At 59.8% G+C, this 21,487-nt stretch carries 25 protein-coding genes; 12 read left to right on the plus strand and 13 right to left on the minus strand.

Translation table 11 applies throughout. The annotated features are described in order from the left end of the window. Positions 1–403: 403 nt before the first annotated feature. Positions 404–1,195 (plus strand): crotonase/enoyl-CoA hydratase family protein, encoded by a 792-nt coding sequence (locus tag AC1D19_RS23600; protein WP_477764704.1) that lies wholly within the window; start codon positions 404–406, stop codon positions 1,193–1,195. A 49-nt stretch (positions 1,196–1,244) separates the two neighbouring features. On the opposite strand, the gene AC1D19_RS23605 is transcribed toward AC1D19_RS23600, so the two are convergent. Further along, positions 1,245–2,000: a spermidine synthase gene (locus AC1D19_RS23605; RefSeq protein ID WP_108229894.1), complete on the minus strand. Its 756-nt coding sequence runs from the start codon at positions 1,998–2,000 to the stop codon at positions 1,245–1,247. Between the two features lie 150 nt (positions 2,001–2,150). Between AC1D19_RS23605 and AC1D19_RS23610 the strand changes: the two genes are divergently transcribed. Then, positions 2,151–3,497 (plus strand): class II 3-deoxy-7-phosphoheptulonate synthase, encoded by a 1,347-nt coding sequence (locus tag AC1D19_RS23610; RefSeq protein ID WP_477764705.1) that lies wholly within the window; start codon positions 2,151–2,153, stop codon positions 3,495–3,497. A 122-nt stretch (positions 3,498–3,619) separates the two neighbouring features. Here AC1D19_RS23610 and AC1D19_RS23615 read toward each other — a convergent pair whose 3' ends face one another. Beyond that, positions 3,620–4,849, minus strand: a complete 1,230-nt coding sequence (locus tag AC1D19_RS23615) for a winged helix-turn-helix domain-containing protein (protein ID WP_477764706.1) — start codon at positions 4,847–4,849, stop codon at positions 3,620–3,622. Positions 4,850–4,929: 80 nt separating this feature from the next. Further along, positions 4,930–5,145, minus strand: coding sequence for a DUF1127 domain-containing protein (locus AC1D19_RS23620; protein WP_007983517.1), 216 nt, complete (start codon positions 5,143–5,145; stop codon positions 4,930–4,932). A gap of 95 nt (positions 5,146–5,240) precedes the next feature. Here AC1D19_RS23620 and AC1D19_RS23625 point away from each other — a divergent pair, with 95 nt between their 5' ends. Beyond that, positions 5,241–6,095 carry a LysR substrate-binding domain-containing protein gene (locus tag AC1D19_RS23625; RefSeq protein ID WP_477764707.1) on the plus strand — a complete coding sequence of 285 codons (855 nt, stop codon included), beginning with the start codon at positions 5,241–5,243 and terminating at the stop codon, positions 6,093–6,095. Here the strand turns inward: AC1D19_RS23625 and AC1D19_RS23630 are convergent. Then, positions 6,085–6,834: a sulfite exporter TauE/SafE family protein gene (locus AC1D19_RS23630; protein ID WP_477764708.1), complete on the minus strand. Its 750-nt coding sequence runs from the start codon at positions 6,832–6,834 to the stop codon at positions 6,085–6,087. The two genes, AC1D19_RS23625 and AC1D19_RS23630, sit on opposite strands and share 11 nt — an antisense overlap. A gap of 111 nt (positions 6,835–6,945) precedes the next feature. Here AC1D19_RS23630 and AC1D19_RS23635 point away from each other — a divergent pair, with 111 nt between their 5' ends. The 4 genes from AC1D19_RS23635 to AC1D19_RS23650 all read left to right on the plus strand — a co-directional run bounded on the left by AC1D19_RS23635 (position 6,946) and on the right by AC1D19_RS23650 (position 10,183). Beyond that, positions 6,946–7,902 carry a LysR family transcriptional regulator gene (locus AC1D19_RS23635; RefSeq protein ID WP_477754042.1) on the plus strand — a complete coding sequence of 319 codons (957 nt, stop codon included), beginning with the start codon at positions 6,946–6,948 and terminating at the stop codon, positions 7,900–7,902. A gap of 67 nt (positions 7,903–7,969) precedes the next feature. Beyond that, positions 7,970–8,431, plus strand: a complete 462-nt coding sequence (locus tag AC1D19_RS23640) for a MarR family winged helix-turn-helix transcriptional regulator (RefSeq protein ID WP_477764709.1) — start codon at positions 7,970–7,972, stop codon at positions 8,429–8,431. A 284-nt stretch (positions 8,432–8,715) separates the two neighbouring features. Beyond that, positions 8,716–9,135, plus strand: a complete 420-nt coding sequence (locus tag AC1D19_RS23645) for an organic hydroperoxide resistance protein (RefSeq protein ID WP_046031808.1) — start codon at positions 8,716–8,718, stop codon at positions 9,133–9,135. 34 nt (positions 9,136–9,169) lie between these two features. Continuing rightward, positions 9,170–10,183, plus strand: a complete 1,014-nt coding sequence (locus AC1D19_RS23650) for an alpha/beta hydrolase (protein WP_477764710.1) — start codon at positions 9,170–9,172, stop codon at positions 10,181–10,183. A gap of 71 nt (positions 10,184–10,254) precedes the next feature. Here AC1D19_RS23650 and AC1D19_RS23655 read toward each other — a convergent pair whose 3' ends face one another. Both AC1D19_RS23655 and earP read right to left on the minus strand, forming a co-directional pair. After that, complete coding sequence (locus AC1D19_RS23655) at positions 10,255–10,824, minus strand: elongation factor P (protein ID WP_007943632.1); 570 nt, start codon at positions 10,822–10,824, stop codon at positions 10,255–10,257. A 48-nt stretch (positions 10,825–10,872) separates the two neighbouring features. Beyond that, positions 10,873–12,015, minus strand: coding sequence for an elongation factor P maturation arginine rhamnosyltransferase EarP (gene earP, locus AC1D19_RS23660; protein ID WP_477764711.1), 1,143 nt, complete (start codon positions 12,013–12,015; stop codon positions 10,873–10,875). Positions 12,016–12,139: 124 nt separating this feature from the next. On the opposite strand from earP, the gene AC1D19_RS23665 reads away from it, so the two are divergent. Both AC1D19_RS23665 and AC1D19_RS23670 read left to right on the plus strand, forming a co-directional pair. After that, a complete protein-coding gene (locus tag AC1D19_RS23665) occupies positions 12,140–12,550 on the plus strand; it encodes a hypothetical protein (RefSeq protein WP_477764712.1) in 411 nt (136 codons plus the stop codon). A 2-nt stretch (positions 12,551–12,552) separates the two neighbouring features. Then, on the plus strand, positions 12,553–13,035 hold the full coding sequence (locus AC1D19_RS23670; RefSeq protein WP_477764713.1) for a GreA/GreB family elongation factor: 483 nt from the start codon (positions 12,553–12,555) through the stop codon (positions 13,033–13,035). A 16-nt stretch (positions 13,036–13,051) separates the two neighbouring features. Here AC1D19_RS23670 and cysB read toward each other — a convergent pair whose 3' ends face one another. From cysB to AC1D19_RS23695, 5 genes are all read right to left on the minus strand, one after another. Beyond that, complete coding sequence (gene cysB / locus AC1D19_RS23675) at positions 13,052–14,026, minus strand: HTH-type transcriptional regulator CysB (protein ID WP_046043380.1); 975 nt, start codon at positions 14,024–14,026, stop codon at positions 13,052–13,054. 113 nt (positions 14,027–14,139) lie between these two features. Then, positions 14,140–14,643, minus strand: coding sequence for a universal stress protein (locus AC1D19_RS23680; protein ID WP_477760129.1), 504 nt, complete (start codon positions 14,641–14,643; stop codon positions 14,140–14,142). Between the two features lie 95 nt (positions 14,644–14,738). Then, positions 14,739–15,644, minus strand: coding sequence for a 5'-nucleotidase (locus AC1D19_RS23685; protein WP_477756259.1), 906 nt, complete (start codon positions 15,642–15,644; stop codon positions 14,739–14,741). A 25-nt stretch (positions 15,645–15,669) separates the two neighbouring features. Then, on the minus strand, positions 15,670–16,623 hold the full coding sequence (locus AC1D19_RS23690) for a putative 2-dehydropantoate 2-reductase (protein WP_477760130.1): 954 nt from the start codon (positions 16,621–16,623) through the stop codon (positions 15,670–15,672). After that, complete coding sequence (locus AC1D19_RS23695; protein WP_108219647.1) at positions 16,620–17,006, minus strand: thioredoxin family protein; 387 nt, start codon at positions 17,004–17,006, stop codon at positions 16,620–16,622. Before AC1D19_RS23695 ends, AC1D19_RS23690 begins: the two co-directional genes overlap by 4 nt. On the opposite strand from AC1D19_RS23695, the gene AC1D19_RS23700 reads away from it, so the two are divergent. Beyond that, positions 17,005–17,448 carry a PilZ domain-containing protein gene (locus tag AC1D19_RS23700; RefSeq protein WP_477753758.1) on the plus strand — a complete coding sequence of 148 codons (444 nt, stop codon included), beginning with the start codon at positions 17,005–17,007 and terminating at the stop codon, positions 17,446–17,448. The two genes, AC1D19_RS23695 and AC1D19_RS23700, sit on opposite strands and share 2 nt — an antisense overlap. Positions 17,449–17,635: 187 nt before the next feature. Then, positions 17,636–18,712, plus strand: coding sequence for a 3-deoxy-7-phosphoheptulonate synthase (locus tag AC1D19_RS23705; RefSeq protein WP_477760131.1), 1,077 nt, complete (start codon positions 17,636–17,638; stop codon positions 18,710–18,712). Positions 18,713–18,778: 66 nt separating this feature from the next. Here the strand turns inward: AC1D19_RS23705 and AC1D19_RS23710 are convergent, their stop codons facing one another. Then, a complete protein-coding gene (locus tag AC1D19_RS23710) occupies positions 18,779–19,066 on the minus strand; it encodes a GNAT family N-acetyltransferase (RefSeq protein WP_007973562.1) in 288 nt (95 codons plus the stop codon). Between the two features lie 639 nt (positions 19,067–19,705). On the opposite strand from AC1D19_RS23710, the gene oprI reads away from it, so the two are divergent. After that, positions 19,706–19,957 (plus strand): outer membrane lipoprotei OprI, encoded by a 252-nt coding sequence (gene oprI, locus AC1D19_RS23715; protein WP_003199355.1) that lies wholly within the window; start codon positions 19,706–19,708, stop codon positions 19,955–19,957. Between the two features lie 122 nt (positions 19,958–20,079). Here oprI and AC1D19_RS23720 read toward each other — a convergent pair whose 3' ends face one another. Then, entirely contained in the window at positions 20,080–21,054 is a 975-nt protein-coding gene (locus AC1D19_RS23720) for a L,D-transpeptidase family protein (RefSeq protein ID WP_477764714.1), read from the minus strand. Positions 21,055–21,487: the final 433 nt, after the last annotated feature.

The following is a 21,487-nucleotide window of genomic DNA, read 5'->3' on the forward strand; positions in this document are numbered from 1 at the left end:
TCCGCAAAGACCCATGCTCCAAAGCTGCGCGTGCCGTGTTGAGACTCAAGAGTCGCCCTGGCAGCTTTGTCGGCGGGGATTTGCGAAAACGAATGAATGAAAAGAATCGTCAAGGGAGAGTCCGCAGTACGGACGTGCAGCCGAAGCTGACTTCGGGGAATTGCTCTACCTAAACGCGGCCCGGCTAAAGGCCGGCGCGCACTATACCGGAATTTGCCAAAAAAGGGAGCTTTTTTTATCGGAAATCCACCGGATACGCCGTTGTGTCACAGGCTTTGCGAATAATCGATCAGCCGTCTATTTTTCAAAGGCCCGGCCTTGCGGGTGATGGCGCTAAAACGGTTCACCCTTTGCCGTGCAGTCCGCCGGTCTGGCACGCCCTTCCCACCCCGAGGATCGCTCCATGAATCAGCCCTGCTCCAGTCGAGTCAGCCGCGAACGGCATGGTCATGTGTTCATGATCGGTCTGGATCGGGTGGCAAAGCGCAACGCCTTCGATCTCGATTTGCTCAACGCGTTGAGCCAGGCCTATGGCGAGTTCGAAGCCGACAGCGAGGCGCGTGTGGCGGTGGTGTTTGCTCATGGCGAGCACTTTACCGCCGGGCTCGACCTGGTCAATGCCAGCACCACGCTCGCAGACGGCTGGCAGGTCCCCCCTGGCGGCTGTGATCCGTGGGGGGTGTTCGCAGGCCCCAGGGTCAGCAAACCGGTAATCGTCGCCGCCCAGGGCTACTGCCTGACCATCGGCATCGAGTTGATGCTGGCCGCCGACATCAACCTGTGCGCCAGCAACACCCGATTCGCGCAGATGGAAGTGCAACGCGGGCTCTTCCCGTTCGGCGGCGCCACCCTGCGTCTGCATCAAGTCTCCGGTTGGGGCAATGCCATGCGCTGGTTGTTGACCGGTGATGAATTCGACGCCCGTGATGCCTTGCACCTGGGCCTGGTGCAGGAGGTCATGGCCAGCGAGGACTTGCTGCCCCGGGCGATTGAACTGGCCGAGCGGATCGCCCGGCAGGCACCGCTAGGGGTGCAGGCGACGCTGATGTCTGCTCGACAGGCCCGGTATGAAGGGGAAACCGCTGCTGCACAGGCGTTGCCGCTTCTGGTCAAGAAGTTGATGGCTAGCGAGGACGTCAAGGAAGGTGTGCGGTCGATGCTGGAGAAGCGGCCCGGTATTTTCAAAGGACGCTGAAAATCTGTGTAGGAGCTGCCGAAGGCTCCTACAGGGGGATCTGTGCTCCTCAGGTAGCCGGACGAATGCACTTGATCAATGAATCCAGCGAATACCCCAACCGTGGCGCCAGCGCTTCGGCGCGGGCGATCAGGCCGTCCATGTCCAGTTCCTGATCCAGCTCCGACGGCACGATCAGAATCACGTTGCCCTCCTTCACCGGCAGCTCCCAGTAATGTCGGTGGTACAAACCACGCAACAACGCGGCGCCCAAGGGTTTGCCATCGTCGGTAGCCCATTGATTGATGACCAGCCAGCCCCCCGGGTTCAATCGCTTCTGGCAGTTTTCCAGAAAGCTCCAGGCCAGATGCCCGACACCCGGACCGACATCGGTGTAAAGGTCGACGAAAATCAGATCGGCCGATTCGGCGGTGTCCAGCAGCTCCAGCGCATCGCCAACGCGGATGTACAGGCGCGGATCGTCATCCAGCCCCAGGTACTCGATGGCCAGGCGCGGTACATCCGGGCGCAGTTCGATGGCTTCGACATCTTCCAGCGGCAGGAACTTGAGGCAGGCCTGAGTCAGCGTACCGGCGCCGAGACCGAGAAACAGCGCACTTTCCGGTTGCTCGTGGCACAGCGCGCCGATCAGCATCGCCCGGGTATAGTCGTACTCGAGCCAGCTCGGATCGGCGGTGAACACGCAGCTTTGCTCGATGGCATCACCGAACTCGAGAAAACGGTAATCGGCCACTTCCAGCACACGAATCACGCCGAACTCGTCCTGTACCTCGGCGAGCAGATGCTCGACGCGCTCCTCAGTCATTTCATCTCCTGATCGTCACCGGGGCCGGCAACGCAATAACACCGCGTATAGAGAGCGGCAAAGGCGAGATTGTCGGCGAAGCGACGGGAACAGGTCACGCACTAATTTGCTGATAACATGGAGGCCCGAGCGAAAACACTAGAGACCGTGATGAGCCAACCCTGGAGCCCTGACAGCTGGCGCGCCCTGCCGATCCAGCAACAACCCCAATACCCCGACGCCGCGCATTTGCAGCAGGTCGAGCAGACCCTGGCCAGCTATCCGCCGCTGGTGTTTGCCGGCGAAGCCCGGGAGTTGCGCCGTCAGTTTGCCGAGGTGACCCAGGGTCGCGCGTTTCTGTTGCAGGGTGGCGACTGCGCCGAAAGCTTCGCCGAGTTCTCTGCGGCGAAAATCCGCGACACCTTCAAGGTGTTGTTGCAGATGGCGATCGTGATGACCTTTGCCGCCGGCTGCCCGGTGGTCAAGGTCGGGCGCATGGCCGGGCAGTTCGCCAAGCCCCGTTCGGCCAACGACGAGACCATCGACGGCGTGACCTTGCCCGCCTACCGTGGCGACATCGTCAACGGCATCGGTTTCGACGAAAAAAGCCGCGTGCCGGACCCGGAACGCCTGCTGCAGTCCTATCACCAGTCCACCGCCACCCTCAACCTTCTTCGCGCGTTCGCCCAAGGCGGCTTTGCCGATTTGCATCAGGTGCACAAGTGGAACCTGGACTTCATCGCCAACTCGGCGCTGGCGGAAAAATACAGCCACCTGGCCGACCGCATCGATGAAACCCTGGCGTTCATGCGCGCTTGTGGCATGGACACCTCGCCGCAGTTGCGCGAAACCAGTTTCTTCACCGCCCACGAAGCGCTGCTGCTGAACTACGAAGAAGCCTTCGTGCGTCGCGACAGCCTGACCAACGACTACTACGACTGCTCGGCCCACATGCTGTGGATCGGCGACCGCACCCGTCAGCTCGACGGTGCCCACGTCGAATTCCTGCGTGGGGTGAACAACCCGATCGGGGTCAAGGTCGGCCCGAGCATGAACCCCGACGACCTGATTCGCTTGATCGACGTGCTCAACCCGCAGAACGATCCGGGTCGCCTGAACCTGATCGCGCGGATGGGCGCGAACAAGGTCGGCGATCACTTGCCGCAGCTGATCCGCGCCGTCCAGCGTGAAGGCAAGCAGGTGCTGTGGAGTTCCGACCCGATGCACGGCAACACCATCAAGGCCAGCAGCGGCTACAAGACCCGCGACTTCGCGCAGATCCTTGGCGAAGTGAAGCAGTTCTTCCAGGTGCACGAAGCCGAAGGCAGTTATGCCGGTGGTATCCATATCGAAATGACCGGGCAGAACGTCACCGAATGCATCGGTGGTGCGCGGCCGATTACCGAGGATGGTTTGTCGGATCGCTACCACACCCATTGCGACCCGCGGATGAATGCCGATCAGTCGCTGGAGCTGGCGTTTTTGATTGCCGAGACACTGAAGCAGGTTCGGCGGTAGATTTTGACTGCCTGATATATCGCCTTCGCGGGCAAGCCCGCTCCTACAGGATTCGCGCCGTACACAAAATCAGTGATCGGCTCGATCACTGTAGGAGCGGGCTTGCCCGCGAAGGGGCCAGCTCAAGCACCGCCAATTTGTGTGAATGCCACCCGCAACCTTGCCGCACTCGCCCGCTGGCAATTCAGCTGAACCTGCGCCAGCCCCAGCCAATCCGCCATCTGCCGCAGATTGACCGCCAACGCCAGCATCCCCTCCTCGTCCAGCCCCGCCTCCTCTTCATGCACCGCATGCACGGCCAAACGGCCCGCCCCCCGTTCGGCGCGCAGGTCTACCCGTGCGGCAATCCGCTCGTTGTGCAAAAACGGCAGGACGTAATAGCCGTACACCCGCTTGTCCTGCGGCGTGTAGATCTCCAATCGATAGCGGAAATCAAACAGCCGCTCCGTCCGGCTGCGCTCCCAGATCAGCGAATCGAACGGTGAGAGCAATGCACTGGCTGCGACTTTGCGCGGCACTTTTGGCTCGGGCAGACAATAGGCCGGTTGCCGCCAGCCCTGGACTTCGCAGGCCAGCAATTCACCGGCCTCGACCAACTCGGCCAAACGGGGACGACTGTCCGCAGGGTTCAAGCGGAAATAGTCACGCAAGTCTTTCTCCGTACCGACTCCCAAGGCCGTTGCCGCATGCCGCAACAGGCCGCGCTGGGCATCGCCTTCACTCAGGACGGGGTGCGCAAGAACCGCCCGGGGAATCACCCGCTCCGGCAGATCGTAGAGCCTTTCGAATCCGCGCCGTCCGGCAACGGTCACTTCACCGGCCGCGAACAACCACTCCAGCGCATGCTTTTCCGCGCTCCAGTCCCACCAGGGACCGGCTCGTTCCTGACGGGTCGACAGACTTCCGGCCCCCAGCGCGCCCTGCTCCTCGACCGAAGCCAGCACCCGGCGAATGGTGTCTTGCTGTTCACGGCCAAAGCGCGCCAATTGCTGATAAATGTCTTCGCCACGGGCTGCACGCTGCATGCGCCAACACATCAATGGGTACATGGAAAGTGGCAATAACGAGGCTTCATGACCCCAATACTCGAACAACGTACGTCGCCTACCCTGACCCCAGGCAGCCTGGTCGAGTAAATCGGAAGAATAGTTACCGAGGCGGGAAAACAGCGGAAGGTAGTGCGAACGCACCAATGCATTGACCGAATCGATCTGCAAAATGCCCAGCCGTTCGATCAGGCGATTGAGTGCAACAGCCTTGATCGCCGCTGGCGGCGACCGCCCGTTGAACCCTTGGGCGGCCAGCGCCAGACGCCGAGCCTGGTTGAGGGTAAAGGACAACGTTGCGCGCATGGGTGCCTCCTTGTCTGCTCGCAACCTACCTCACCGGTAAGGGGTTTGTGTAGCGTGGCACTCATCATTTATTGATCGGGTCATTTATGCATCGGGTCATTCCAGAACGGTTTGATCGACTCGTTCTCCACATCCGCACGGCTCATGCCGATGTCCTTGAGTGCTTCGTCGCTCAAGCTCGCCAGCAGTTCGCGCTCGCGATGCAGTTCGTACCAGCGGCCGACCTTGTGCAGCAGATCGGATATCACGTGAATCGAGTGTTTTTCTGCACCGTGGAACTCATGTTGACCTTTCATCTTGTTGCCCTCCGTTTGGATGGCTCCAGTCTCGCGCCGGGTCTAAGATCAATCCAACGAATGTTTCTGATGTCACATATCTCGGAGATTGATGGATGTCCGCCTACCCGAGTATCGATACCGAAGTGTTGCGCACCTTCGTCGCCATCGCCGACCAGGGCGGCTTTACCCGCGCCGGCGAAATCGTCAACCGCACCCAGTCAGCCGTCAGCATGCAGATGAAACGCCTGGAAGAAGATGTGCTGCAGCGTCAGTTGTTCCAGCGCGATGGGCGGCAGGTGCGGCTGACGGCTGAAGGCCAGGTGTTGCTGGGCTATGCGCGGCGGATCCTCAAGCTGCACAGTGAGGTCTTCAATACCTTGCGCGAACCCGACATGGTCGGCACGGTGCGCATCGGCACGCCGGACGATTATGTGATGCGATTCCTCCCGGGGATTCTGCGCCGGTTTGCCCAGACCTACCCGCTGATTCAGATAGAAGTGCACTGCGAATCATCCAAGCAACTGCTGATGCGCCAGGACCTCGACCTGTCCATCGTCACCCGCGAGCCGGGCAGCGAAATCGGCCAGTTGTTGCGCAAGGAACGTTTTGTCTGGGCCGAAGCGCAATGCTACAGCGCTCATGAGCAGACGCCGCTGCCGCTGGCAATGTTCAACAGTGATTGCTTCTGCCGCCTGTGGGCCTGCAATGCCCTGGATGCCCAAGGGCGCGACTACCGGGTGGCGTACAACAGCGACAGCCTGTCGGCGATCATGGCAGTAGTCAGCGCCGGGCTGGCCGTCACGGCGCAGCTTGAAAGCCTGATCACCGCGGACATGCGCATCCTCGGTGCAGCCGAGGACCTGCCGTTGCTGCCCGAGGCCAGCATCATGCTCGTGCGCAACCTGCATAACCCGTCACCGATCACCGAGTGCCTGGCCGAGCACATCATCGAAGGCTTCAAACTTTGAAGGCGAGCATCGCCGCACAGAACACCAGGAACCCGCAAAACAGCCCGCGCAGCAGCCGCTCCGGCAATGCGTGGGCAACCTTCACGCCCCAACTGATGCTCATCAGCCCGCCGACCGCCAAGGGTAAGCCGATCACCCAGCTGACCTGATGGTGCACGGCGTAAGTCACCAGCGTCACCCCGGTACTCGGCAAGGCCAGCGCCAACGACAACCCCTGCGCAACCACTTGGCTGGTGCCGAACAGACTGGTCAGCACCGGTGTCGCCACCACCGCGCCCCCCACGCCAAACAACCCGCCCATCGTGCCCGATGCAGCACCCAGTACGCCCAGCCAGGGCCATGAATAGTTCATCTGCGAAGCCGGCGGAGCGCTGGCGGCGAACATGCGAACGAGGTTGTACGCCGACAGCGCGATCAGAAACGCGACAAAGCCTATGCGCATGGTTTGCGCATCGATACCTACCGCCCAGATCGATCCGAGCCAGGCGAAGCAGAACCCCATGATCGCAAGCGGTAGCGCGTGGCGCAGTTCGATCCGGTTGCGCTGATGATAGCGCCACAGCGCCAGCATCACGTTCGGCACCACCATCACCAGCGCTGTGCCTTGGGCTATCTGCTGATCGAGCCCGAACAGCACGCCCAGCAGCGGAATGGCGATCAGGCCGCCGCCGATGCCAAACAACCCGCCGAGCGTGCCCAACGTAGCGCCGAACACCAGATACATCAAAAACTCAATCACAGCATTTTCCCCGTTGCCGTCAGGCCTTTGATCCTACGCAGTTGCTTCTGGCGCGGAAACGCACAGCATCGCACAATGGCTGTGCCAAATTCGCACAAGCGCAAACCTGCCATGAACCCCAATCAACTGACCGACCAACTGGTCTTGTTCCTCGACGTGCTGGAAACCGGCAGTTTTTCCGCCGCCTCGCGCCGTCATCCGCTGACCCCTTCGGCCGTGGCACGGCGAATCGACAGCCTGGAAAGCGCGGTCGGCAGTCAGCTGTTCCTGCGCAGCACTCATGCAGTACGCGCCACCCCGGCGGGATTGGCCTTTGCCGAGCGCGCACGGCGGATCGTCGCCGAGTTGCGCCTGGCCCGGGCCGAAGCGGTGTCTCTGAGCAGCGCGCCGGAAGGTCTGATTCGCATCGATGCGCCGACAGCCTTTGGGCGCCGGCACCTGGCACCGGTGATCGCCGATTTCCTCTTGCTCTATCCCGGTCTCGATGTGCAACTGCACCTGATCGACAGCTTCGTCGACATGCAGGGCCTGAACCTCGGCAAGGTCGATCTGGTGCTGCGCGCCGGGCAATTGGCCGATACCCGGCTGGTAGCCACGCCACTGGCGAGCATGGTGCGTATCGCCTGCGCCAGCCCTGATTACTTGCAGCGTCGCGGCGTGCCAACCGAGCCCTCACAACTGACTGAACACGACGGACTCGACTGGGATGGCCTGGCCCCGCCCTTCGCCTGGCGTTTCGAGCGCGACGGGCAAATGCAGTTGCACCGGCCGGCGCGGGTCCGCATGAGTGCCAACAATGCCGAGGCGCTGGTCTGCGGCGCGCTGGCCGGACTGGGTATCGCGCACCTGCCAACCTGGCTGGTCAGCGAGTACCTGTTGCGGGGTGAGTTGCTGCCGCTGTTCTGCGACAGCGGCCTGCCGAAACCGGAAAGCACCGGCATCTACGCCTTGCGCCTGGAACAGCAACCCAACTCCCGCAGTCGCTTGTTGCTGGAGTACCTGAAAACCCGCTTCAGCCCGGTTCCACCCTGGGATCTGCTGCTGCAAACCCATTTGCAACAGCACTGATCAAATTTATCTGGCGCATTAAAGATTCGCCCGCTAGATTCCTAAGATCACAGATCAAGGCTTCGACATGACCACCGAGCGCAACTCCCCGGACAACTGCGACAACCTGCTGCTGGATAATCAGGCCTGCTTCGCCCTGCACTCCACTTCGCTGATGATGACCAAGGTCTACAAACCCTTGCTGCAAGCGCTGGGCCTGACCTACCCGCAATACCTGGCGATGATGGTGTTGTGGGAAAGGGACGGTTTGACCGTAGGTGAAATCAGCACGCGGTTGCTGACCGATCCAGGCTCGTTGACGCCGCTGCTCAAGCGCCTGGAAGCCGAAGGCCTGCTCAGCCGAACCCGCAGCCGCGAAGATGAGCGTGTGGTGATCGTCGAACTCACCGAACAGGGCCGGACCTTGCGCGACAAGGCCCGGGATATTCCCCAGTGCATCCTCGGCGCTAGCGGGATGACACTGGAGCGCCTGCAAAACCTGCAAGCGGAGCTGCAAGAGTTGCGTCGCCACCTGCAAGACAGCCTCTAGTCTTCAATCCACCACAAATCCCCTGTGGGAGCGGGCTTGCTCCCACATTTGCTTTGTGCTGTCCCACAGAACTCGATTCCCCTTCCGAAAAGCCGCCTGCATAACCTCCAGTCGCTCTAACTCAATAGTTCCAGCCAATCCTTCTCAACCGTTCGTCTGTCCTGGCAAATTTATTTTGTTTTTTATATTGCGCGCTAAATATTAGCGCGATACATTCATCTCGCACTTACTTAGCGCGCAAACATTTAGCGCAAACACACCAAACATTAAACGAGGCTTTCACCATGCAAACTCTCTACACCGCAATCGCAACTTCCACCGGTGGCCGTGACGGTCGTGCGGTTTCCAGCGACAACATCCTCGACGTCAAACTCGCCACCCCGAAAGAACTCGGCGGTGCCGGCGGCGCAGCCACCAACCCGGAGCAACTGTTCGCCGCCGGCTACTCCGCCTGCTTCATCGGCGCCCTGAAATTCGTGGCCAGCCAGACCAAGCGCAGCATCCCGAACGACGCTTCGATCACCGCCCATGTCGGCATCGGCCAGATCCCTGGCGGTTTCGGTCTGGACATCGACCTGCACATCAGCCTGCCCGGTCTTGAACAAGCCGACGCACAAGCACTGGTCGACGCGGCCCACCAGGTCTGCCCGTACTCCAACGCCACCCGTGGCAACGTCGATGTGCGTCTGCACGTAACCGTCTAAGCGCTGACTACCCAGGCCCGAACAGGAAACGAACATGAACACTTTCAGCAAAGTCTTGACCGGTACCCTTCTCGCCTTGTCCATCAGCAACGCGTTCGCAGGTACTGGGGTTGAACACAACACCCAGGCATTCCTCGACGTTCTGAACGCCGGTACCGGCAAGCCGATGGAGCAAATGACGCCCGCCGAGGCCCGCGCCGTTCTGGTAGGCGCGCAGGCCGGGGTGAAGCTGACGCAGCCAAAAGCCGATGTCAGCCAGAAGACCATTCAAGTCGACGGCCAACCGATCAGCCTGACCATCGTCCGGCCGGCCGGGGTCAAGGGTGAGCTGCCCGTATTCATGTTCTTCCACGGCGGTGGCTGGGTACTGGGAGATTTCCCGACCCACGAGCGGCTGGTACGTGACCTGGTGACGGGTTCGGGTGCAGCGGCCGTCTTCGTCAACTACACGCCGTCGCCGGAAGCGCATTACCCGGTGGCAATCAACCAGGCTTACGCGGCGACCCAATGGGTGGCCGGGCACGGTAAAGAGATCAACGTCGATGGCAAGCGCCTGGCAGTAGCCGGCAACAGTGTCGGCGGCAACATGGCGGCCGTGGTTGCGCTGATGGCCAAGGACAAGGGCACACCGGCGATCAAGTTCCAGGTGCTGTTGTGGCCGGTGACTGATGCCAACTTCGAAACAGCGTCCTACAACCAGTTCGCCGAAGGGCACTTCCTCACCAAAAACATGATGAAGTGGTTCTGGGACAACTACACCACCGACGCCAATCAACGGAACGAGATCTACGCCTCACCACTGCGCGCGACCACCGCCCAGTTGAAAGGATTGCCTCCAGCGCTGGTGCAGACCGCCGGTGCCGACGTGTTGCGCGATGAAGGCGAAGCCTACGCCCGCAAACTCGATGAAGCCGGTGTGCCGGTGACCTCGATTCGCTACAACGGCTTGATCCACGACTACGGTTTGCTCAACGTGGTAAGCCAGGTGCCGGCGGTGCGTTCGGCGATGTTGCAGGCTTCGCAGGAGCTCAAGGAACACTTGAAGTAAAGCTCAAGCAATTTTTCAGGCACAAAAAAGCCCGACTCAATGGTCGGGCTTTTTCATTCCTCAAGCGGTGCTTATTTGGCACGGCCTTTGTAGGAACCGCCTTCGCGGGTATCGATCTCGATCATGTCGCCGATTTCGATGAAGTCAGCAACCGACAGCTCGGTACCGTTCTTCAGTTTGGCAGGCTTCATCACCTTGCCGGAAGTGTCGCCGCGAGCGGAACCTTCGGTGTAGTCAACCTGACGCACGATGGTGGTCGGCAGCTCTACGGAAACCAGACGCTCTTCGAAGAAGATCGCTTCGCAAACATCGGTCATGCCTTCTTCAACGAAAGGCAGAACGGCTTCGATGTCTTCAGCGTTCAGCTCGTACATGGTGTAGTCGGTGGTGTCCATGAACGTGTAGGTATCGCCGCTGATGAAGGACAGGGTCGCTTCTTTGCGGTCGAGGATTACGTCGTCCAGTTTGTCGTCGGCGCTGTAAACGATCTCGGTCTTGTAACCGGTCAGCAGGTTCTTCAGCTTGGTCTTCATGATCGCGCTGTTACGACCGGACTTGGTGAATTCAGCTTTCTGAACCAGCCAAGGATCGTTTTCGAGACGAATCACGGTCCCGGGTTTCAGTTCTTTACCAGTTTTCATTGCGAATATCCGAATTTGGATGGGATTTACAAAAATCTAGGCCGCGTATCATATCCAATTTCCATAAAACTGTACCAGCGCCGTGGCAAGATCGGCCTGCAAGGCCTGTTCCAGACACCACGCCTCGGCGTGTTTTTCCAGCTCTGGCCAGTGTTTACGGGTGAATTGCCAGTGGTCGGCTATTTTTTCACCAGCGTTCCACGCCCGCCAGAGACCGCTGATCGCCTCCCGCGCAGGTTCAGAAAGCCCCTTTATATAGACTTCGAGGAAGGCCTCGAGTTTGTCCAGATGGATATCTTCTTCCTGCCGGTAGATGTGCCAGAGAAATGGCCGGCCGGCCCATTGAGCGCGCACAAAGGAGTCTTCGCCGCGCACGGCATTGAAATCGCAACACCATAGCAACAAGTCGTATTGGTCCTGGCGGACGAATGGCAGCACTTGCACGGTCAAGGCATCACGCACATGCACGGCACCGGCCGCCAAACCCTCCACACCGAGCCAACGCTCTACGTCGCCGAGAATCCGCCCTTCCGGCACCAGCAGATGAGTGGCCGTAGAATCGCCAGCCATCGCATCGAGCCAACTGGCCAGCCCGGTGTTTTCGTAGGCAAACAATGAGATCAACTGCGCACCGGGTGCACGATCAATCCCCAAACCGTGCAGGAATTCTCTTTGAGCCTGCGGGTTTTGCTGAAATTGCCGACGACGCTCAAGCAATCCACGCTCACGTAACAACCCGCCAGTGCCCTTCTGGAACCCCGGAAAGAAAAAGAACTTCTGCACGCTTTTGTACTTCACCGAGGGCAAACCGTGGCAGCCGATCACCCAGTCCTCGGCACTCAGGTAGTCGAGGTTCATCCACAGCGGCGTCTTTTCCCGTTCGGCCATGGCGTCCATGTAGGCGCTCGGCAATTGGCAGGCAAATGCAGCAATCACCACATCGGCGGCTTCGGTCGGTTGCCACTCGGCTGGCCATTGGCGCACTTCGACGTTTTGTTGCCACTGCTGCGCAGCGTGGATGTCGATTTCCGGGCACAGGCGCTCGAACGCTCGCAGATCATCGACCCATAGACGCACCGCCAGCCCATGTTCGGCGACCAGTTGTCGGGCCAGTCGCCAGGTCACGCCGATGTCGCCGAAGTTATCGACTACGGTGCAAAAAATATCCCAGCGGGTTTTCATTTCAGGCATTCCAGGTTCCCGTTGGCAAAGGCGCCGATTGTCCGCATAAATTACCCCGTGCAGAAGAGCCGACGGTGATTATTCTTCATGCGACAATCGCCACTCGCCCGTGACCTTTCGCCAGGAAGCAACCATGCCCCACCGCCCCACTCCGCACCGCTCTTTCCCAATCAGCCTCAATGCCCTGCAATTGACCGGCAGCATCGCCCTCGGCATGTGGCTGGGATTCATTGCCATTGTGCTGACCTGCTGGCTCGCTTCGCGCCTGCTTTTCAGCGAGCAACTGGCACCTGTGGCAGCAGCTGTGGAGCAACTGGCCAAACCACCGGTGGCAGCGCAACCGGTGCCGGACATTCCGCCACAGAGTCCGTTGTTTGAGCAATATGAAGAAAACCTGCGCAAGAACGAGCAGCAGCAACGGCTCGATCAGGCGCGCAGCAGCAGTCGCAACCTATCCAACCCAAGCTGTCAGTTCTGGCTGCAACAGGACCGGACTGCACCCAGCGAAAAAAGCCGCGCCAACGTCCTGCAATTCTGCGATTGATCATGAATAAGCACACAGTCCACCAACTGATTCTCGACAAGCTGCGGATCGATCTAGACATCGCCGAACGGGCCGCGCAAACCGCTTACGAAACGGCGACCCATGAAGAAAACATCGCCGAGAACAAATACGACACCCTGGGGCTGGAAGCGTCCTATCTCGCGGCCGGGCAAGCCAGGCGGGTCGAGGAAATTCGCCAGTCACTGAGCCTCTGCCAGAACCTGGCCCTGCGCCCGTATGACGATCAGCGGGGCATCGAAGTGGGCGCGCTGCTCGGGCTCGAGGACGAAAGGGGGCGCGAACAATGGCTGTTTCTCGCCCCCGATGCAGCCGGATTGAAGGTCGATCTGGTGGGGCAACTGATAACCGTCATCACCCCGCGCTCACCGCTGGGCAAAAGCCTGCTGGGCAAGTTCGAGGGCGATGAGGTGGAGATTCTGGTGGCGGGCGCTCGGCAACAGTTCGCTGTCACCGAGGTGGTTTGACCGGCAGGAAACACTATCAGTGAACGGGCAGTTCGACGCCCTCGAACAGCTCTTCCAGTTCCTGCTTGTTGTGACACTGAATGGCCTTGGCCATGACTTCGCGGGTCAGGTGCGGCGCGAACTTCTCGATGAAGTCGCACATGAAACCCCGCAGGAAGGTGCCGCGACGGAAGCCGATCTTGGTCACGCTGGACTCGAACAGTTCGCTGGCATCAAGCACCACCAGGTCGCTGTCGAGTTTGCTGTCGACAGCCATTTTCGCCACGATGCCCACGCCCAGACCCAGGCGAACATAGGTCTTGATCACGTCGGCGTCGGCGGCGGTGAACACCACTTTCGGCGTCAGGCCACGATGGCTGAATGCTTCGTCGAGCTTCGACCGGCCGGTAAAACCGAACACGTACGTCACGATCGGGTATTCGGCCAGGGCTTCGAGGGTCAGTTTCGACAGTTTGGTCAGCGGGTGGCCCTGAGGCACGACCACGCAACGGTTCCAGCGGTAGCACGGCATCATCACCAGATCACCGAACAGCTCGAGCGCTTCGGTGGCGATGGCGAAATCCACGGTGCCGTCGGCGGCCATTTCGGCGATTTGCATGGGCGAACCCTGATGCATATGCAGGGCCACGTCCGGGTATTGCTTGATGAAATTGCTGATCACCGGCGGCAACGCATAACGCGCCTGGGTGTGAGTGGTGGCAATCGACAGGGTGCCCTTCTTCTCGTTGGAGAATTCCTGGGCGATCTGCTTGATGCTTTCAACCTTGCGCAGAATTTCGCCAGCGGTGGTGATGATGCGTTCGCCGGCCGGGGTAACGCGGGTCAGGTGCTTGCCGCTGCGGGCAAAAACCTCGACGCCCAGTTCGTCTTCCAGCAGACGGATCTGTTTACTGATGCCCGGTTGAGAGGTGTAAAGGCTTTGGGCTGTAGCGGAAACGTTGAGGTCGTGGTGCGCCACTTCCCAGATGTAGCGCAATTGTTGAAGCTTCATATGAATCCCTCAAAGCAGGTAGACGCCACGGGCATGAGCGACGATATATAACTATATTAATGGTTCGAAGAATAAATCTAGAACTTTTTTGTCAAATTGCCATTATTCGTGTTCTAGAGATCCCCTTGGCGACGACGTTGCACCAGCGGCACCAGATAGACCGGCACCTTGGACAGTTGCAGCACACGGGCGGCGGTTCGCCCCAAAGGCGTTTCCGCACCCGCACCGTGGCTGTGACTTCCTACGATCAACAAATCCACGGAGAGTTTCTGCGCCTGGTCCAGAATCACCTGCGATGGGTCGCCCTGCACCACCCGTACTGCCTGAATCCGCTCCAGATCGTGCTCCCCTTCATCCCCCAACTCCTCACGAAAACTGTCGAGCACCCGCTGCTCGATACTGGCAATCACTGTATTCAGGCCCTGGCTGTGAAACTCGTTCAGCGCCTGTTCATCGAGATAACTTTGCAGCACCGACTCGGCAAACAACCCCATGGGTTCAACCGCATGCACCACATACAAATCGGCATTGAAGGTCCGGGCCAGTTCCAGGGCATGCTGCATCACCACGGGCGCGTACAGGCCAAGGTCAGTGGCATACAGCATCGAACGAATCATATGACCTCCTCGACTGCCAACATGGCGGAGATTTGATTCAGCTTAGCAGTGCCTTGGCGACTACGACATGCGGCGCAACGCATTGAACAGTGGGCTTAAACCTTTTGCTCGTTGCTTATGCCATGGGGCACATGACCGGTGGCGACGACTTCACGGGCCAATTCGCAGTGGCCGGCCTGATCGTCGAAAAACACATCGGCCGCGAAGGCTTCGAGAAAGGCTGACTTGGTCAGGCCGCCGAGGAACAGCGACTCGTCGAGACGGATGTCCCATTCGCGCAACGTGCGAATCACTCGCTCATGGGCCGGCGCCGATCGCGCCGTGACCAGCGCAGTACGGATCGGACAGGCGTCCTCCGGGAACTCACGCTGCAACAGATTGAGGGCCGCGAGAAAGCCCTTGAACGGCCCACCGCGCAACGGCTCGCGGGCGGCCTCACGCTCGCTGGCCTGGAACGCCTCCAGACCACCGGCCTGATAAACGCGCTCCGACTCATCGGAAAACAGCACCGCGTCTCCGTCGAAGGCGATGCGCAATTCGTCGCTGGCCGCACGACTGGCACCGCCCGACAGAATGGTCGCTGCGGCGAACCCGGCGTCCAGTGCATTGCGTACGTCTTCGGCGTGGGTCGAGAGAAACAGGTCGCAGCCAAAGGCCTTGAGGTAGGGATACGGACTGCGCCCGCCGACAAAGGCCGCGCGAGAGATTGCCAGTCCGTAATGGTCAATCGAGTTGAATACCCGCAGCCCGGTGTCGGCGCTGTTGCGCGACACCAGAATCACCTCGACCCGGGCACGGCCAAGGCTATTGTTGAGGTTCAGGAGTTTCTGCACCAACGCAAAGGCATCGCCGGGTTGGAGGATTTCGTCTTCGTGTTCGATCTGATACTGCCGGTAGGCTTCGACACCGCTCGACAGATAGACCTTGTGGCTTTCGCTCAGGTCGAACAGCGCTCGCGAAGAAATCGCCAGCACCAGTTTGTCGTCAATTGCCTTCGGCATGCCCTTCTCCCTCAGGTTGGTCGACTCAGGTGTTTCGTCGATCAATGAAACTCAAACTGCGATACAAGGCCTCGATGCGCGGCATCTCACACCCCGCGGCCCTGGCGGCCGCCAGTGGCCGGGCGTAGATCGCGGCCAGCTCCAGCGGTCGTTTGTGCAGGAAATCGTGGTACATGCTCGGCCAGTAGTCAGGCATTTTTTCGGTCACCATGAACAAGTGCTCGGCATACCCCGCCGGTACACCGTGCCCGCACGCGACTGCGCCTTGCACCACTTCAGCCATCAGCGCCTTGATCAGTTCGCGACTGTCGGCATCGGCCATCAACGGTGTGGTGCTCGCTCCCAGCAACACCGAGAGACCGTTGTAAGGGATATTCCAGACCAGTTTTTGCCAACGCGCCTGATGCAAATTCGCCATGGCCTGGGAATCGAGACCGGCGCTGCGGAACAGGCCGACACCTTCCTCGACAATCGCAGTGCGTGCCGGCCCATCGGCAGGACCGCTGTGATAACCAACATGCACCGCGCCCAACGCCTGATGAGTGATGACGCCCGGCGCCTCGCGATGGACGCAGATGTAGCAGAGCCCTCCAAGCACATGCAGAGAATCGGGGAGCAACGCGCGCAGGCTGTCTTCGACATCCAGGCCGTTTTGCAACAGCAGTACCTTGGCGTTCGGTGCCGCCGCTTGCAGGATAGCGGGTGCCAGGTCGGCGTTGCTGGTGGTTTTCGCGCCCACCAGCAGCCAGTCGCAGGGCGGCATGTCTTCAGCGTTCGAATAAGCCTGCACCGGGTTCAGTTTCAGCGCGCCATGGGGCGCGCTATCGACTTGCAACCCGTGCTCGGCCACAGCGGAAAACTCGCTGCGCAGCAGAAAATGCACATCAAAACCGGCACGCGCCAGCATTACCCCGTAGAAACCACCGATTGCGCCGGTCCCGATTATGCCGATCGTCGGCCTGGCAACTGTCCCCATCATGGCAACTCCTCTGCTGTTCGACTCAGCGCCTGGCGCACGGCCCGGTTGAGCTCGGTGTCGGTCAGGCGCGATTTCAGTGCTCCAAAGAATTCGCCGTCGCGAACGACAAACAGCGCCGGCAAGTGAAAGACCTGATAACGCTCGACCACCCCGCCGTTGTTGCCGGCATCGATCCAGCACAGTCGATCGACTGCCAGGTCGAGTGTCGGCAATTGCTCGCGGGCAAACCGGCAACCGGCGCAGCCGACACTGGTGAAAATAACCAGCGATACACCGCTCATCGCCAGCAGCCGTTGGTCGGCGTCAAAATCGGTCAGTTCCAATTCGACCACTATACTTGGGAGAACAATGTCAGATGGCCGACACATGGAGTCTGTGTTCATGGGACGATTTATTCCTCACCCTGACGATGTGCCCGTCGAATTAACGTTGCTGAAACCTGAATGTATTTCGCGACGACAACTGCACACTATCAGCCTCGGGGGCATGGCTTGCAATTATCACCGCGCGTGGCGCCACGGCACAGCGCTGGAAGTTCGCATGCCGACCGTGAATCCGGACGCGCGTTACCTGGGCTATGTCGCCTGGTGCCTGCGGCGCAAGCGCGGTTATCTGGTGGGCATCGCCTTCGTCGACGAACAAATGCTGTTCAGCGCCCGGATGGGCGAGCAGGTGTGCCAGATCGAACGCTACTGCCGCCTGCATGACGCCCACGACGACTTGCAGGGTATCCAGGCCCTGGCCCTCGAATGGCTCCAGGAGCATGCCGACGAGTTTTCTCACGAATCGGTGCGCAAGGCTTTTGCCCTGCCTGTGCTGGATTAGGGGCGTTCCCGACGGGTTTGCCGGCCACGTTGGGGAAACTGACTGAGAATGGCCCCTAAACCAGTGTCTGCCCATTGTCGAGCCACGGTGTAACGCGCTAAGGTTCGGCTCCCCGACGCGCTTAATTTGCTGTGCTCCGCCGCGCGGGTTCGCTGGCGGCCGGCACCCGTGACCTGACGAGTAAACGATGGCTGATTTACCGATCAACGACCTAAACGTCGCCTCCAACGAGACACTGATCACTCCCGATCAGCTCAAGCGCGATATTCCCCTGAGCGACACCGCACTGCGCACTGTCACCAAGGGCCGCGAAGTCATTCGCAACATTCTGGATGGCACCGACCACCGCCTGTTCGTCGTCATCGGGCCTTGCTCGATCCACGACATCAAGGCCGCCCACGAGTATGCCGAGCGCCTGAAGGCTCTCGCTGCCGAAGTGTCCGATACCCTGTATCTGGTCATGCGCGTGTATTTCGAGAAGCCCCGTACCACCGTCGGCTGGAAAGGCTTGATCAACGACCCGTACCTGGACGACTCGTTCAAGATCCAGGACGGCTTGCACATCGGTCGCCAATTGCTGCTGGACCTGGCCGAAAAAGGCCTGCCAACCGCCACCGAAGCCCTCGACCCGATCTCCCCGCAATACTTGCAGGACCTGATCAGCTGGTCGGCCATCGGCGCGCGCACCACCGAATCCCAGACTCACCGCGAAATGGCGTCCGGCCTGTCCTCGGCCGTCGGCTTCAAGAACGGCACCGATGGCGGTCTGACCGTGGCGATCAACGCCCTGCAGTCGGTTTCCAGCCCGCATCGCTTCCTGGGCATCAACCAGGAAGGTGGCGTGTCGATCGTGACCACCAAGGGCAATGCCTACGGTCACGTGGTGCTGCGCGGCGGCAACGGCAAGCCGAACTACGATTCGGTCAGCGTTGCGCTCTGCGAGCAGGCGTTGAACAAGGCGAAGATCAAGCCGAACATCATGGTCGATTGCAGCCACGCCAACTCCAACAAGGATCCGGCCCTGCAACCGCTGGTGATGGAAAACGTCGCCAACCAGATCCTCGAAGGCAACAAGTCGATCATCGGCCTGATGGTTGAAAGCCACCTGAACTGGGGCTGCCAGGCGATCCCGAAAGACCTCGCCGACCTGCAATACGGCGTGTCGATCACCGACGCCTGCATCGACTGGACCGCGACCGAAAACACCTTGCGCAGCATGCATGCCAAGCTCAAGGATGTGTTGCCCAAACGCGATCGCAGCTGATCGTTTTTCCGCACAAAAACGCCGGGCTGAGCCCGGCGTTTTTTTATGCGTTCGTTTTGTTGAAGGTCACTGACTCAGCTTGGCCGCATGCCGCTGGTGACGCTCCATGTAGCGCTCGACGTAGGAGCACGATGGAATGACGGTGTAACCCATTTCGTCAGCGTACTCCAGCGCCTTCTCGGTCAAGGCTGCCGCAATACCGCGACCACGCAATGCGTTGGGCACGAAGGTGCGATAGATATCCAGGGTCTGCTTCCCCAGATCCATGTAGGTCAGATAGGCACGATGACCGTCCACATTGGTCTCGAACTGATGACCAGCCTGGTCATGGTGGATGGACAACGCCTCGCTCATCACTACTCCTCGCGGGTCTGGAATTCCGACCCCTACCTTACCGATGTTTTTCCGGCGAAGGAACATCTACGCCACCCCGTGCCTGAATGGACACCGAGAAGAGCTGCACCGATCTCGCGCTACCGAGCACCTACAAATAGTAGGCACCATTGGCAGAAATGCTCAAGGTGCGCTCGTCATCGTGCGGGTTGGCGGGTGCTGCTCCGGATCACGCAGGAATGGCTCGACCGAAGATCACTCCGGGTCGATAGCCTGAACATTGCCGGATGTTGAGACTTAAGACGAGCGCCCGTTGTTAAAGTCACCTGAACATCGAGAAAGATATTGGGAGGCGCTACGCAAAAGCCGAACAAAAGTGTAGACGAATCCATGTAGACGGGCTCTAGCCAGACTGGAAAAAGAGCGGTATGCCGAAGGAACTTTTTCTCGCCAGCTGGCTCAGCCACGGGCCTTGCAGCTGGATGTTTTTTAATCAGTTCAGTTAAAAGTTGCTCGAAAAAGAATCAACGCCTACAATTTTTTTTGCTTCTTGCGTCACGTCAGTTTTACTTACTACAAGTAATAGGTAGTATGTACGCCGGCTATTTCCTCAATCGGAGGAGATAGCTACTTAATAGAAAGTCCTTGAAGGGGAACACGATGAACAACGTTCTGAAATTCTCTGCTCTGGCTCTGGCCGCAGTTCTGGCTACCGGTTGCAGCAGCGCATCGAAAGAAACCGAAGCACGTCTGACCGCTACTGAAGACGCAGCTGCTCGCTCCCAGGCTCGTGCAGACGAAGCTTACCGTAAAGCTGATGAAGCTCTGGCTGCTGCTCAAAAAGCACAACAGACTGCTGACGAAGCTAACGAGCGTGCTCTGCGCATGCTGGACAAAGCTAGCCGCAAGTAATAATCCTTCGGGATTGTTATCAAGCCGATCCATTTTTTGGGTCGGCTTTTTTATTGCCCGGCGTTTCTCCAGGCAATAAAAAACCCGTCGACGCAGTCCGCACCGACGGGCTCTTTACAAGCTTACTGCATCGGGTCGACCGGAGTGCTCGACACCATCGGTACGGCGTTGTTGCCCGGCACAGCAATCTCCACCGGCAGGCCGTCTTCAGCGGCAACCACATCACGCACCACATCCCAGTTCATGCGCAGGTTGTTAGTGATGTCTTCACGCTTGAGCATCGCGTTGATGACCGCGGTGTGCTTGTCGACCACCGACGGGTTGCCCTTGTCGTCCAGCGGCGTATGCGCCTCCAGATAGACCTTGCCGCCACTCAAACCAAACTTGTACGGGTCGTTGATGATCCGCACCGACGTACCGACCGGCACCATGCCCGCCATTTCCAGCACGTTGTTGTTGAACATGCGGAAGCAACCGTGGCTGGTGCGCATGCCGATACCGAACTTCTTGTTCGAACCGTGGATCAGGTAGCCCGGTGTGCCCAGGGTGAACTTGAACGGCCCCAGCGGGTTGTCTGGGCCGGCCGGCACGACGTTGGGCAGCGGATCACCGTCTGCTGCGTGCTCGGCCTTGATCGAAGCCGGAGGCGTCCAGGTCGGGTTCGGCGTCTTGGCGGTGATGCTGGTGTGGGCAATCGGCGAGCCCCAGCCTTCACGACCGATACCCAGCGGGAACGTGTACACCACGTTCTTACCTTTCGGGTAGTAGTAGAGGCGGTACTCGGCCAGGTTGATCACGATGCCTTCACGCGGGCCCGGTGGCAGGATGAAGCGGGTCGGCAGAATGATTTCCGTGCCGGTGCCTGGCAACCATGCATCGACACCCGGGTTGGCCGCGACCATTTCCGTGTAGCCCAGATCGTAGGCGGTACCAAGGTCGGCGAAGGTATCTTCGTACTTGGCCTTGATCACCTGCACCTGGCCGATGATGTCTTCACCGGGCGGTGGCAGGGGAAACTCCAATGCTGCGACTGGGCCGGCCACAAAGAGGGCGGCAAGAGTCAGGCAGCGGGTGACGGCAGGAAAGCGCGGCAACATCCGGAAAATCCTTCGCATGATCAACAGAGATATAAGAGCGCGATTGTACACCGCTGTCCGTTATTTCGGGGAGATGGCCCGATTGCAGGCACTGTAAGGCGATTTTGCGATTTTCCTCGATCCCGTGTGGGAGCGAGCCTGCTCGCGATGGCTTTGTGTCAGGCGGTATGGATTTTTGAGGGTGTACATATCCGTTGCTGCGGTAACGGCCACTTAGGGTTCCGCCCTTACGGCGGGTCACTTGGAAAAGCCCCAAGTAACCAAGGGCTCTTGCCCCTGACATTCGGTGCCTCGCCTAGGCTCGGCATGCCCTCGCTCCGGTCCTGCTCCGTGGGCCCGCCGCCATCGGCCATCCATGGCCGGCGGCGGCTAACCCGGCATCCATGCCGGGTTGCCCACTACGCAGAACCTCCACTCGGCCTCACGAGGGGGC

The sequence above is a fragment of the Pseudomonas sp. P1_C12 genome (assembly GCF_056406435.1).